The following is a 12,971-nucleotide window of genomic DNA, read 5'->3' on the forward strand; positions in this document are numbered from 1 at the left end:
GACCGCGTCTGGTCAAACTAACGCGGTCCCTGTAGGAGCGGCCTTGTGTCGCGAAAGGGCTGCGCAGCGGCCCCAGCAATCTCAACCCAGAGAAGAATGCAAAGGTGCTTCACCGCTCGCGCATGAAAAACCCGGCGACAAACTTGCGGAAGGTCTCCAGGCTTTTGAAGTCGGCGTAACGCTTGAAGTGCTCGGTGTCGGGCTCTGGCCCAACCGGCTGTTCCAGTAGTGACACCGACAACACCCGGTCCTGATCCGAGGTCAGCACCAGCTCATCCATCACCTGGCCACCAATCACCGGCCGGCGCATCAGTACCTTGACGCCTTTGCTGGCCATCCAGTCGATCAGCGACACCAACGCCTTCAGTGGTTCGCGTTCTTCATCGCGGTACACCGGGAACAGATGCGCCCGTGACAGCACCGGCACGCTGGCAACGTGGATCAGCTCATAGAAATTGCTCCCGGCGGTAGCCGGCGAGTACAGCGCCAGGGCCAGCAGCGGGCCGCTGGTGCGGTTGCCGCCCCAGTACAGATGATGGCCCTGGAAGTCGAAGCCATCTTCACTGCGGGCATTGAACAGCTTGCGCCCCTTGATCTGATCGACGCAGTCGAGCAGCAAGCCATGCCGACGGTGGTTGCCGAACACCGTCGCCTCACGCAGGCGCGCCTTGAGCATCATCATGTGCTTCATGTCCAGCCGCGTTTCCAGGTAGTTGCTGGCTGGCACGCGCTCGAGCAATGGGTAACGGCTGGCCACGCTGCGCAGCTCGGCGAACTGCGCGGTGAGGTCCTTTTTCAGGTGGCTGGCATAGACGTTGAGGCCGCTGATTTCGATCCAGGTCAGCAGCAGCGACAGCAGGTGCTGTTGTGCCCGGCGTTCGCTAGCCTCGTTGACCGGGCCGGCGGGGCCTTGCTCGCTGGCCTTGCGGAAATCGCCTATCAGGCCCAGCGGGGTGTCTGGTGCCAGCCACGCGGGCGGCGGCGAGCTCTCCTGGCGGCTCTGTTCCGTCTCGCGCTCATCCTTGCTGAACGGGCAGCCAGGGGTATGTTCGGGGGTGTCCGGATTGTTGCGCAGGACCAGCCGGCCCGTATCGCCATTGAGCGCGATATTGAGCACCGGCAAGGCGTCCTTGCGGCAGTCGCAGGCCAGCCATTGGTTGGCGCTGCGCACTTTCATCAGCATCTGATTGGCCTGCAGCACAGCCGGCCCGCTCAGGCTGCCGGCAGCAAAACCTGCCAGCAGTTCTTCCTCGGCCAGGGTCAGGCTACGCACCAGGCTGGCGTTTTTCTCGATGATTCGCATGTGGAGCAGCTCCCAGCTACAAGCCCCAAGCTTCAAGCAAAGCGTGGCTGCTTTCAACTTGAAGCTGGAGGCCGACCCTTGCAGGCGGCTAGAAGATGTAGTCGGTGGTCAGGAAGCTCGACTGACGATTGCGGATGATCTCGCTGATCAGCGCCTTGTTGGCCTCCTGGAACTTGGTTGCGACCAAGGTACGGATCGAGAATACCCGCAGTGCGTCGTGCACCGACAAGGTGCCTTCGGCGCTGTTCTTGCGCCCGTTGAACGGGTAGGTATCCGGCCCGCGCTGGCACTGGGCGTTGATGTTGATCCGGCCAACCTGGTTGGCGAAGGTATCGACCAGGCTGCCGATGGTGGCCGGGTCATTGCCGAACAGACTCAGCTGCTGACCATAGTCGGAGTCGAGCACGTACTCGATTACCGTCTCCAGGTCGCGGTACGGCACCACGGGTACCACTGGGCCGAACTGCTCTTCGTGATAAACGCGCATGTCGGCGCTGACCGGGTAGAGCAGGGCAGGGAAGAAGAACGAACCGCGGCTCTGGCCACCGCCCTCATTGAGCACTCGTGCACCTTTACCGGTGGCATCGGCAACCAGGCCGTTGAGGTAGTCGACCTTGCCTTGCTCGGGCAGCGGCGTCAGCGCCACGCCCGGGGCCCACGGCATGCCAGGCTTGAGGGCAGCCAGTTTACGCTGGAACTTGTCGAGAAACGCGTCGACCACATCTTCGTGCACGAACAGGATTTTCAGCGCGGTGCAACGCTGGCCGTTGAACGACAACGCGCCGGTGACAGCTTCTTCGACGGCATTGTCGAGGTCAACCTGGGGCAGCACGATGCCTGGGTTCTTGGCGTCCAGGCCCAGCGCTGCGCGCAGGCGGTGCGGGCGCGGATGCAGTTTTTTCAGGTCGCTGGCGGCTTTGTGCGTGCCGATAAAGGCGAACACATCGACCTTGCCGCTGGCCATCAGCGCGCTGACGGTTTCTCGTCCGCGGCCGTAGATCACGTTGATCACTCCCGGCGGGAAGCTGTCGCGGAACGCTTCCAGCAGCGGCCTGATCAACAGCACGCCGAACTTGGCCGGTTTGAACACCACGGTGTTGCCCATGATCAACGCCGGGATCAGCGTGGTGAAGGTCTCGTTCAACGGGTAGTTGTAGGGCCCCATGCACAACGCCACGCCCAACGGCGCGCGGCGGATCTGGCCGAGCGTGCCTTGCTCCAGCTCGAAGCGGCTGGAGCGTCGGTCGAGGTCTTTGAGGGCATTGATGGTATCGACGATGTAGTCGCAGGTACGGTCGAACTCCTTCTCGGAATCCTTGAGGTTCTTGCCGATTTCCCACATCAGCAGCTTGACCACCGCCGTGCGTTGCTCGCGCATCCGGTCAAGGAACGCCTGCACGTGCTCGATGCGCTCGGCCACACGCATGGTCGGCCAGGCGCCCCGGCCTTTGTCGTAGGCGTGGACTGCTGCGTCCAGCGCCGTCAGTGCAGTGTCGGCGTCCAGCAGCGGGGCGCTGCCGAGGATGACTTGCTGCTCTTGATCGCCATGCTTGAGCCAGATCGGGCTGCGCACGGTGGCCAGCGGGCCAGGCCACTGGCGCAACTCGCCATTGACCAGATAATCGCGTTGTTCCAGCGGCGGCCCCAGGCGCCAGGCCTCGGGGATGTCATCAGCGCTGGGAAACAACGAATCGAGCAGACTGTCCATGAATACTGCACCTCACGATTAGTGTATGGGTGAAACGCTTCAGCTATTCGAGCATGCGCCCGCACGAGGAAAAACACCAGTCTGGCTCAACATTGCCCAACCTGCGCCGATACACAATCAATCGACCTGCGACCGCGCATTCATGATCAGTGCTTTCCTCGACCAAGATCCCTTAGTGCCCGCCGCCAACCCGGTGCGGCGCGGCATCAACCGCCTGTTGCCGGTAGGCTTTGCCCTGATCGGTATTGGTCTGTCAGTTGTGCTGGGCCACATGGACGTGCAGCGCCAGCAACTCGAGCAGGTGGCGCATGTAGCTACACAATTATCGGGGGTGAGGGTTGCGCTCGAGGCGCAGTTGCGCGCTGCATTTGGCGAGACCGAGGGCATCGCCCAGCTCATCACGGCCGATGGTGTGATCAGCGCCGAGCACTTTCGCGGCATGGCGCGTGAGGCGCTGGCCTCGGTGCCGTACATGCGCCATGTGGCCCTGGCGCCAGGTGATGTGATCAACGACGTGCACCCACGTGGGGGCAATCTGTCCGTCATTGGCCTGGACTACCATACCCTGCCTGACCAATACGCCATGCTCGAACTCGCCCGGCAGCGGCAACAGCCTGTACTGGCCGGCCCGGTCAAGCTCCACCAGGGCGGTGAAGCGCTGATTTACCGGCGCCCGGTGTTCGTTAACGGCAAGCGTGGGGTCAAATTCTACTGGGGCAATGTCTCGACCGTTGCCGATATCGACCGTTTGCTGCAGGCCGCCGGTATCGGCCCGGAGCTGCCGATTGACCTGGCCGTGCGCGGCAGCGACGGTAAAGGCGCCGAAGGCGGCATGATCTGGGGCAATGCAGCGCTGTTCAGAGAACCGCTGCTGACGCAGACCGTCGAGGTGCCGGGTGGCCGTTGGCAATTGGTCGCCGAACCTCGCGAAGGTTGGCCTGCGCTGGCCTTGTTCACTTCGCCGCTGTTCCTGTTCGCCCTGAGTTTTACCGGCTTGTTCAGCTTGTTCGTCGCTCAGCTCAACCGTAGCCGCCGTCTGCTGCAACGGCGCAACCGCGAGCTGCGTGAGTCGCAGGCGCAGCTTGAGCGGCTGGCCCACTACGACACCATTACCGGGCTGCCCAACCGAGTGCTGTTCCAACAGCAGTTGGCCACTGCGATCAATCAAGGCCATGGCCTGGCTGTATTGATGCTGGACATCGACGGCTTCAAACAGGTCAACGACAGCCTTGGCCACGCCATGGGCGACCTGTTGTTGCAACAGGCGACGGCGCGGTTTCTGCAAGAGCTGAATAAAGGCGATCGGGTTTGCCGCATGGGCGGTGATGAGTTCGTGTTCATGCTGCAGGGCAGCCAGGGCCAGGTCAGCCAACAGGTGCAAGGGATCCTGCGGGCGTTGCAGCGGCCTTTCGATCTCAACGGCAACGCGGCGTTGGTCACCGGCAGCATCGGCCTGGCCTGGTGCCCGCAGCAGGGCAACGATGTCGACAGCCTGCTACGTCATGCCGACACCGCCATGTACGTGGCCAAGGAAAACGGCCGCAATGCCTGGCGCCCTTACCATCCGGACATGACTGCACGCCTGCAGCAGCGCCTGGAGATGGAGCGCAACCTGCGCCGCGCCTTGCAGCACAATGAGTTCGAGTTGTGGTATCAGCCCAAGATCGATCTGTTCAGCGGCCGGGTAGAAGGCGTCGAAGCGCTGCTACGCTGGCGTGATCCGGTGCATGGTCTGATTGCGCCGGGCGAGTTCGTGCCGTTGGCCGAGCAGACCGGCTTGATCATCCCGCTGGGCGAGCGCGTGCTGGAACTGGCCTGCGCGCAGTTGGCCAGCTGGCGCAATGCAGACTGCCTGCCAGGGCCGCTGGCCATCAACGTGGCGGCGCTGCAGATCGAACGCAGCGATTACGTCAGCAGCCTGGCCGGTGCTTTGGCCAGCCATGGCCTGCCCGCGCAGTTGCTGGAAGTGGAAATTACCGAAAGCCTGTTGATGGAGAGCCAGCAGCAGGCCTGCGCCGTGCTCGCACAACTGCAGGCAATGGGCGTGGCGACTGCCGTCGATGACTTCGGTACCGGCTATTCATCGCTGGCCTATCTGCGCTCGCTGCCCATCGACCACCTGAAGATCGATCGTGCGTTCATCAAGGACCTGCCTGATGATGATGACGCTGTGGCCGTCGCCCGGGCCATCATCGACCTGGGTCATGCTTTGGGCTTCCGGATCACCGGCGAAGGGATCGAAACCCAGGCGCAGTACGACTTCCTGCGCAATGCAGGTTGTGATCAGGGGCAAGGGTATCTGATGGCGCGGCCGATGCCCGCAGCTGCCCTGCAGGCGTGGTTGGCAGCGCGTCAACGCAGCTCGGTCAGCACAACCTGAAAGATAAAATTTGACGCCATAAAAGCATGCGCCATGCTGTCAAAATGCCGCTTGCAAAGGGGCTACCTTGCATCTTTAATTGTTACCAATTATGAGTGCGAAGTCATATAGCTATTGCATTAACTTTCAATAAGTTAAGCGCGTTTTCCTGCGCGTTGATGATGACCCTGCGTTTTGCCTGGATGGCTTTTGCCAAGGACATTGAAGAAGACATGAAAGAGAACCTGCAGGCAGTTGCTCGAAAATTCATCTCTCCCTCGATGCGCTACGAGATGCGACATGTCTCAAATCGGTTACGTGATGCGCTCAGCCGTGCCTGTGTCTGGCGCTGGGAAGTCAGCCGGTTTCGGCTCAAGCAAGAGAGCCCTTATCAAATCCTCTACATCGGCAGAAAACAGCAGCGCGAAATGGCCAAGCTGTTGATCGCCGGCAAGGGCCAGGCCGCGGTCGCCGAAACCTATGCGGTGGCGCCGTCAGGTGGCGCCGATCAAACCGTGGTGATCAGCGAAATGCCCACCAGCGGCGCGTTGTCGGTGCCGCATTATCTGAGCGCCGTGGTGCCGCTGGGTCGCCCCCTGGAAGACATCACCGCCCGCTACGACAGCGAACTGCGCCGCAGCATTCGCAAGCACCGGCCGCTGTACCAGATGCGCCAGACTCTCGATGACGCTGAGATCGCCATGGCTGACCGTGAGCTGTTGCGTCCGTACGCCACCGCTCGCCAGGGTATTCATGCTGCCCAGTTTGCTACTGAGGAAGTGTTTCGGATTGCCAAGGGTGTTGGCCGTCTGGACCTGATCACGCTGGGCGATGAAGTGGTCGCCTGTCACCTCGGCTGCGAGATCACCCGCGGTGGCAAGCGCTACTGGAGCACCCTGCGCTTTGGTTACTGCGAAGCGATATTCAGCGATGCCAAGAAGCTGCGTGAGGTCAATTCCATTACCACCTACATGGCCCTCGAGTGGGCCTTGGCCAATGGTTATGACTATTACGACATTGGCTTGTGCCTGGCGCGTCCGGATGATGGTCTGCTCAAGTGGAAGCGGCGGCGGGGCGGGGATGTCGATTCGTTGGGTAATCATGCGTACATGTTCGTGCGCTTGCCCAAGACGGGAGCCGCACAGTTTCTCTGGGATACGCCCCTGTTCGCGGTCGAGGGCAACAAGTTGACGCTGCACCTGGGGCTGCCCGACGGGCCCAGTGATGACGAAGTCGCCAGCCGCTACCACGAGATGGTGTTCGGCGGGTTGCACAAGATCTACCTGTACGGTGGCAACGGCCATGGCGAAGGGTTCCTGGAGACTCTGCGCAGCCGCTACGCCGGTTTGCAGTCCCCCCCCACGATGGAGCGGGTTGTGTCCACCTAGCGGCCTCTAGCCAGGATGTATTAGCGCGCTACCTCTGTGTTGAGCCCGATCTGTGTTGAACCCGCCCAGTGGGAGGATGCTCATGCCAAGTAATATATCCAATTTCAGTGGCCAGCCAGCCTCGCGTCAGCACACCTGGACGCTCGCCGCATATCGGAACATAGCCCGACAAAAGCTGGCACGGTCAGCTGCCAGGTCCCTGCAAAGCCTGGCGGTGAAGAGTTGGGACATCGCTCCGGGTGAGCGCACGGTGACCCCGCCGGCGATCTACCTGCCCGATCAGATGCAGCGGGTAACGGGGTGGGAGGCGCGGTTTTTCCCGTATGTGCATCCCGGCCCGACCATGGCTGGCGGCATGCAGGTCGAGCATGGCCCTACGCGAGGTTATCTACTCAAGGACGTCTGGCTTATCGATGGTGTGCTGTACAAGGACAACGCCTGCCTATGGCTGTCGGCCAAGCCGCGGACCCTCCCCGGGATCGCGGTGGAGCACGAGATCGAGCGCGCAGCGATCTACTGCACGCAGAATGGCAACTCTTGGTTTGGCACATGGCTGATGGAAGACTGCGTGACCTATGCACTGGCGTGCGACGAAGGGGTGCCGGTAACGACCGCGCCATCAGCGCGACTACCGCTGTTCACTCAGGCGCCGCCCTATGAAGCATGGCTGGGGATGAACCCGCTGCGCCTGCACACGGCCTTCTTCCGCGAGCTGGTCCTGTTCGATGACCAGAGCCACAACCGAAGCCGGCACGCACGCTATCGCGCCATGGGCGACAAATTACTGTCCCATGTCAGCCACGCGCCGCACCCTGGGGTGTTCTTGCTGCGTGGTGGTGCTGGTGAACTGCGCCTGCTGCGCAACGAACTGGCGATAGCCGAGCACCTGCGCACCCAGCATGGGTTTCGCGTCATCGATCCGCTACGCAACGATGTGCCAACAATCGTCGCGGCGTGTGCGGGCGCCCGGATAGTTGCCGGCGTCGAAGGCAGCCAGTTGGTGCACGGCGTCAATGTTCTGCGCGAGGGCGGGACCATCCTGACCCTGCAGCCGCCGAACCGGTTTGTCAGTTATTACAAGTACTTGGCAGACCGCGATGGGCAACATTTCGCGTTTGTCGTCGGTCAACCAGAAGGTGACGGCTTTATCATCGATAGAGATGAACTTGACCGAACGATGGACCTGCTCCCAGCAGGCTAATACCCAATTGCATGGCAACTATTCAAGTGGATATCTACTTGCCATGTGTTAAACGCAATTGATTACATTGCATTCTCGTTTATGAAACACCTGCAGCGGATATATATCGCCAAGCGGAATAACCGCACCAGTTTTGCTTACCAGTCAAAAGCTGATTTGGCCCCGTACAATGGCCCATTGACGCGAAGTACTCGCGTTTCACCCGTTGCCATGCCCCGCTTGTACGATGCAGATTGGCGAATATGGGCGACTTTAACCGCCCCTGGCTGATTTGAAAAAAAAGCATATTTCAGTTGTCGTGTTTTTGACGAAAACAGTGCCCCCCGATTGAGTTTTATTATGGTGTCGGATCATTGACGTAATATCATTGTGCCCATAAGCTAATTTCAACACCCCATGCGATCTGCACCCACTCATCTGTTTGTCCTCTTTCTGGAGGGGATCATGCGTTCGACCCTGTTTATCAAATCGATTTTCCTGCTGGTGCTGTTAAGCGGTGCTGCCCGTGCTGCTGATTCATATGTAAGTCAGAACAGCGTGATCCCGCTGGCGACAGCGGCATGGTTGTTTGCGTTTGCAGTTGTGGGTTTTGTCGCAGTCGCCAATAGAAGAAAAATCTGATCGGCTTCAATCGTTTGGCTGGTCTTCAACTATGTGGGTGGGCGCCGGATCTGATCGATCAAGATAGAGCAGAAGGGTTGGCGGGTAACGGCTTGTCAATTCTCAAAGCCTAGCTATATTCCAGATGCCACTGGCGCTGACGCCGGGTGATTGACGGGGCATTGCGCTAAAGGCGGTAAAGCACCGCAGAGCCGGTGCAGTGGTGGCAATGCAGCTTTGTAGTAGAGCGAGAGGTTGTGCGTAGTTCTCATTCAGTGCTCTTTTAGTAGCGGCCGCCTGGCCGGAGGGACCCCCATGGTGCGTTTGTTAGGTTCACTGGTCTGCGTGCTTGCGGTCTGGTCCGGTACGGTTAGTGCCGATGATAAGAGTTCGCCTTACCTGCTGAGTCCGGGCGACAAGGTCACGGTTTCGGTGTGGGGCGATAACAGCCTGCGCCAGGAAACCAAAGTGCTGCCCGACGGCAGTATCACCTTCCCCCTGGCAGGCCGGGTTGATGTCGCTGGGCTGGATGTCACTACAGCAGCAAGCCGTGTCGCCCGCCAACTCGAAAAGTACATGCCAGACCCCAACGTCAGCGTCGTGGTGACTGAGGTCAACGGTAATCTGGTCTATGTGCAAGGCAAGGTGATGAAGCCAGGACCGGTGCAGATGTCTGGGCCGACAGCGGTGCTGCAGGCTTTGAGCATGTCCGGTGGCCTGGACAAATTTGCCGATGAAAGCGCGATCAAGGTGATCCGCCGTGTCGGCAACACCGAGCGGGTGCTGCCGGTGCGCTACAAGGATTTGGTTTCGGGGCGTGATCTGTCCACCAATATCCAACTTCAGGCTGGCGATACGCTGGTCGTCCCTTGAGCGGGCTGGTTAGCGCAAAATCGACCGTGCCGCTGCTTCGCGCAACAGGTGTTGTAACGGCAATCTGCATGTTGCCGTACTCGGCCTCGGTCCACGCTGCCGTCTGGCAGTCCTCGGCAACCTTGCCCAGCACTGTCGAATACGACAGCAACCCGCTATTGCTCAGCTCTCAGGAGCAAAGCGTGGTGCGTACCATCATTGCGCCCAATTACAGCCTGGTCGGCAAATACGACCGCGATGAGCTGCGCTTCGGCCTGGGCCTGACGGTGCTGCGCTCATCCGACAAATCGGTGGTCGATGACCGCGAAGACCCGAATCTGAGCATCGGCTGGCAGCGTGAGACCGAAACCGGTGGTTTTGGCTTGCGTGGCCTGTACAGCGAAAGCTCGACGCTTTCCGGCACGGTGCTTGAAACCGGTGTGGTCACGACTGATGGCACCCAGAAGCTGTACTCGCTGATCGGCAACTGGAACCGCGCGTTGACCGAGCGGACCACGTTGGAAAACGAAACGACCTACAACCGGGCCCGCTACGACATCAACACGCTTACCGGCTACGACGAACTGGCCAGCGAACTGACCCTGACCTACGCCTGGAGTGCGCAGACCCAGTTCTTTACCGGCGTCACCGCCAGGCGCTACGAGCCTGACGATGACACCACTGCCAGCGCTTCCAACAGCTACGCCCCGGTGGTCGGGGTCAAATATCAGTTTTCCGAGCGGCTTGAGGGCACCCTGCGTGTGGGCGTCAACCAGGTCTCTGGTGATGGCGGTGGGCGTCGCGGGGAAGGCGGGGCATCGCTGCGCTACAACGGCGAACGGCACGACGCCACGTTGACCGCCGAACGCAGCACGGTGGCCAGTGCCGAGGGCGGTTTCGCCGAAGTCGACGCCGTACGCGGTAGCTGGAGTTATGCCGTCGACGAGCTGACCCGGGTCGGCGTCGACGCGGCCTGGCAAGACAGCAAAGGCCAGACCCCGAATACCTTGCAGACCTACGGCGTGTGGGCCAGCCGGGAGCTTTCGCAGTTCTGGGACGTGCGCTTGTCCTTGATGCACCGCGAGCGCAAGCAGAACGACCTGGGTGACGCCGTCGGCACCATTGTCGGCCTGACCCTCACTTACCGAATTCCTGATCTCTGACGTTCAGCCTGGTGGCCACTATGAAGTCTGAATACGAGCTGTCCCTCAAGGATTACATCGCCATCATCAAGGACCGCGCGCTGCTGCTCGGGGTGACCATCGTGGTCATTCTGGCCATCAGCGTGGCGGTTGCGCTGAGTGTGCCTCCGTTGTATCAGTCGACCGGCACCATACTGGTCGAGTCGCAGCAGATCTCGCCCGAACTGGTCTCGGCCAACAACAGCAGCTTCGCCGATGAGCGCATCGAGGTTATTCGCCAGCGAGTGATGACCCGCGACAACCTGCTGCGGATCATCGACAAGTACCAATTGTTCGCCGACAAGGGCCGCCAGTTCAGCGAGTCGGACAAGATCGATCAGATGCGCAACACGATCGTGGTCAACACCCTCAGCACCTTCGTCAAAGGTCGCGGTGAGACTACCGTGGCCTTCAACGTGTCTTTCGAGCACAAGCGTCCCGAGGTGGCTCAGGAAGTCGCCAACGAGTTGGTCACGTTGTTCCTCAACGAAAACGTCAAGCAGCGCACCGAGCGCGCCACCGAAACCACCGAATTCCTTACCCAAGAGGCAAACAAGCTGGGCGCTGAACTGGCCACCCTGGAAAACCAGCTGGCTGACTTCAAACAGGCGCACGCCAACACCTTGCCCGAGAACCAGGCGTTGCGCATGAGCATGTTGTCCCGTGCCGAGCTTGAATTCCGCGAGATCGATCGTGACTACAAGGCTGCTCAGGAAGAGCTGCGCTACCTTGAAGTCGAGCTGTCAGCCGCCAACGCCGGTGTCACCAGCAAAGCCGATGGCAGCCGTGGCGGTACTGCCGACCTGCCGCAGGATCTGCCCAGCCTCAAGGCTGAATATGCGCGCCTGCTCACCACTTACACCGAAGCCCACCCCGATGTGATCGCAGTCAAACGCAAGATCGAGGCGTTGCAGGCAGCAGGTGGCGGTCCTAAAGCGTCTTCGGGCGTCAGCCTCGAGGTTGCCCGTGCCCGCACCAAGATCGGCGCCGCGCAGCAGCGCATCGCCTCGCTGGTTGAGCAAAAGCGTCAGCTCTCGGCCAAGATCGAAGGCTACGAGGCCGAAATTCTAGAGGCGCCGCAGGTCGAGCGCGGCCTGGTCACGTTGATGCGCGACCACGACAACGCACGCAAGAAGTACGAGGAAATCCGCGCCAAGGAAATGGGCGCAAAAATCACCGAAAGCCTGGAGCAGGAAAACAAGGCCGAGCGCTTTGTCCTGCTTGAGCCGCCGCTGTTGCCGGAAAAACCAGTCAAGCCCAACCGCAAGAAAATCGTCGCCCTCGGCGCGGTACTGGCACCGGCTGGCGGCGCGGCACTGGTGATGCTGATGGAAATGCTCAACCAGCGCGTGCGCGGTGTCGGCGCACTGGAAAGCGTGGTCGGCAAACGGGTACTGGTTGCGGTGCCGTTCATCGCCACCCAGGCCGAACTGGCCAAACGCAGGCGCTGGCGAGTACTGGCGGTGCTTGCTGCACTGGCACTGGTGGCTATCATGTTACTCATGGTCCACCTGTTCTACATGCCATTGGACCTTCTGCTTTATAAAGCTATGGCTCGGTTTGAATAGGGAAAGCAGCGATGGACAGACGTACGCCGGCTACTGGAAGCACCCTTCATCCTGTAACAGCAAGTGCCGCGCAACCGGCACCGGTGCTACAGCAGCCCGAAGCCCTGGGACAGTTCGATTACGTCAACACCACGGTCGTGCCGCTGCGCGCGGAGCACCTGGAGCGGCATCGAATCGTCGCCTACAACAAGAACTCGAACATGAGTTGGGCGTTCGACCTGCTGCGCACGCAAGTGCTGCAGACCATGGAAGAGAACGGCTGGCGGACCCTGGCGATCACCTCGCCAACGCCTGAGGCTGGCAAGACCGTATTGGCCATCAACCTGGCCATGAGCATCGCCCATCACACCACCAAGACCGCACTGCTGGTTGATTTCGACCTGCGCCGGCCGCGGGTCGGCAGCAGCCTGGGCTTGCCGATGGGCAAGGCCCTCAACGAATACCTGAACAATCAGGCTGGGCTGGAGGAGGTGCTGGTCAACCCGACCCTGCCGCGCTTTGTTGTGTTGCCAACCCGCGAGCCGGTGCCATTGTCCACCGAGGTGCTGTCCTCGCCCAAGGTCAACAACCTGATCCATGACCTGCGCGAGCGTTACGAGTCACGCATCTGCATCTTCGACCTGCCGCCATTGCTCAGCTCTGACGACGCAATCACCGTGCTGCCCAAGTTCGACTGCGTGCTGCTGGTGGTCGCCAACGGCAACAACAGCAAGAAGGAAATCGAAGATTGTCTGTATCACCTGGCCACCGCCAATCTGATTGGCGCCGTGCTGAACAAGGCCGAGGCGCAGACCCGCTCTTACTACTGAGT

10 protein-coding genes are annotated in these 12,971 nt (G+C 60.7%); 8 read left to right on the plus strand and 2 right to left on the minus strand.

The genetic code is table 11. The features are described from left to right. Positions 1–109 precede the first annotated feature (109 nt). Together ACQZ2L_RS07530 and ACQZ2L_RS07535 are read right to left on the minus strand one after the other, a co-directional pair. Positions 110–1,303 (minus strand): hypothetical protein, encoded by a 1,194-nt coding sequence (locus ACQZ2L_RS07530; protein ID WP_430325478.1) that lies wholly within the window; start codon positions 1,301–1,303, stop codon positions 110–112. An 88-nt stretch (positions 1,304–1,391) separates the two neighbouring features. Then, positions 1,392–3,011, minus strand: a complete 1,620-nt coding sequence (locus tag ACQZ2L_RS07535; protein WP_430325479.1) for an NADP-dependent glyceraldehyde-3-phosphate dehydrogenase — start codon at positions 3,009–3,011, stop codon at positions 1,392–1,394. 175 nt (positions 3,012–3,186) lie between these two features. On the opposite strand from ACQZ2L_RS07535, the gene ACQZ2L_RS07540 reads away from it, so the two are divergent. The 8 genes from ACQZ2L_RS07540 to ACQZ2L_RS07575 all read left to right on the plus strand — a co-directional run bounded on the left by ACQZ2L_RS07540 (position 3,187) and on the right by ACQZ2L_RS07575 (position 12,969). Next, a complete protein-coding gene (locus ACQZ2L_RS07540; RefSeq protein ID WP_430325480.1) occupies positions 3,187–5,391 on the plus strand; it encodes a putative bifunctional diguanylate cyclase/phosphodiesterase in 2,205 nt (734 codons plus the stop codon). A gap of 212 nt (positions 5,392–5,603) precedes the next feature. Beyond that, positions 5,604–6,758: a hypothetical protein gene (locus tag ACQZ2L_RS07545; protein WP_430325714.1), complete on the plus strand. Its 1,155-nt coding sequence runs from the start codon at positions 5,604–5,606 to the stop codon at positions 6,756–6,758. A gap of 82 nt (positions 6,759–6,840) precedes the next feature. Beyond that, a complete protein-coding gene (locus ACQZ2L_RS07550; RefSeq protein ID WP_430325481.1) occupies positions 6,841–7,959 on the plus strand; it encodes a glycosyltransferase family 61 protein in 1,119 nt (372 codons plus the stop codon). A gap of 444 nt (positions 7,960–8,403) precedes the next feature. Beyond that, the gene (gene eppA, locus ACQZ2L_RS07555) at positions 8,404–8,580 is read left to right on the plus strand and encodes an EPS-associated small membrane protein EppA (RefSeq protein WP_314872924.1); all 177 of its coding nucleotides are present in this window, start codon (positions 8,404–8,406) and stop codon (positions 8,578–8,580) included. Positions 8,581–8,874: 294 nt separating this feature from the next. Then, on the plus strand, positions 8,875–9,432 hold the full coding sequence (locus ACQZ2L_RS07560; RefSeq protein ID WP_430325482.1) for a polysaccharide biosynthesis/export family protein: 558 nt from the start codon (positions 8,875–8,877) through the stop codon (positions 9,430–9,432). 26 nt (positions 9,433–9,458) lie between these two features. Then, positions 9,459–10,574: a hypothetical protein gene (locus ACQZ2L_RS07565; protein ID WP_430325483.1), complete on the plus strand. Its 1,116-nt coding sequence runs from the start codon at positions 9,459–9,461 to the stop codon at positions 10,572–10,574. Positions 10,575–10,594: 20 nt separating this feature from the next. After that, positions 10,595–12,160 (plus strand): GumC family protein, encoded by a 1,566-nt coding sequence (locus tag ACQZ2L_RS07570; RefSeq protein WP_430325484.1) that lies wholly within the window; start codon positions 10,595–10,597, stop codon positions 12,158–12,160. Positions 12,161–12,171: 11 nt separating this feature from the next. After that, positions 12,172–12,969 carry a CpsD/CapB family tyrosine-protein kinase gene (locus ACQZ2L_RS07575; protein ID WP_430325485.1) on the plus strand — a complete coding sequence of 266 codons (798 nt, stop codon included), beginning with the start codon at positions 12,172–12,174 and terminating at the stop codon, positions 12,967–12,969. The last annotated feature ends 2 nt before the right edge of the window (positions 12,970–12,971 follow it).

The sequence above is a fragment of the Pseudomonas shirazensis genome (assembly GCF_050496565.1).
In the GTDB taxonomy this organism is placed as follows: Bacteria; Pseudomonadota; Gammaproteobacteria; order Pseudomonadales; family Pseudomonadaceae; genus Aquipseudomonas; species Aquipseudomonas shirazensis_A.

What these genes read in the sequence shown, in the direction of transcription:
- ACQZ2L_RS07530 (WP_430325478.1), bottom strand. Translation starts at nt 1,303, where the DNA reads ATGCGAATCATCGAGAAAAACGCCAGCCTGGTGCGTAGCCTGACCCTG.
- ACQZ2L_RS07550 (WP_430325481.1), top strand. Translation starts at nt 6,841, where the DNA reads ATGCCAAGTAATATATCCAATTTCAGTGGCCAGCCAGCCTCGCGTCAG.
- ACQZ2L_RS07535 (WP_430325479.1), bottom strand. Translation starts at nt 3,011, where the DNA reads ATGGACAGTCTGCTCGATTCGTTGTTTCCCAGCGCTGATGACATCCCC.
- ACQZ2L_RS07575 (WP_430325485.1), top strand. Translation starts at nt 12,172, where the DNA reads ATGGACAGACGTACGCCGGCTACTGGAAGCACCCTTCATCCTGTAACA.
- eppA (WP_314872924.1), top strand. Translation starts at nt 8,404, where the DNA reads ATGCGTTCGACCCTGTTTATCAAATCGATTTTCCTGCTGGTGCTGTTA.
- ACQZ2L_RS07570 (WP_430325484.1), top strand. Translation starts at nt 10,595, where the DNA reads ATGAAGTCTGAATACGAGCTGTCCCTCAAGGATTACATCGCCATCATC.
- ACQZ2L_RS07545 (WP_430325714.1), top strand. Translation starts at nt 5,604, where the DNA reads ATGAAAGAGAACCTGCAGGCAGTTGCTCGAAAATTCATCTCTCCCTCG.
- ACQZ2L_RS07560 (WP_430325482.1), top strand. Translation starts at nt 8,875, where the DNA reads ATGGTGCGTTTGTTAGGTTCACTGGTCTGCGTGCTTGCGGTCTGGTCC.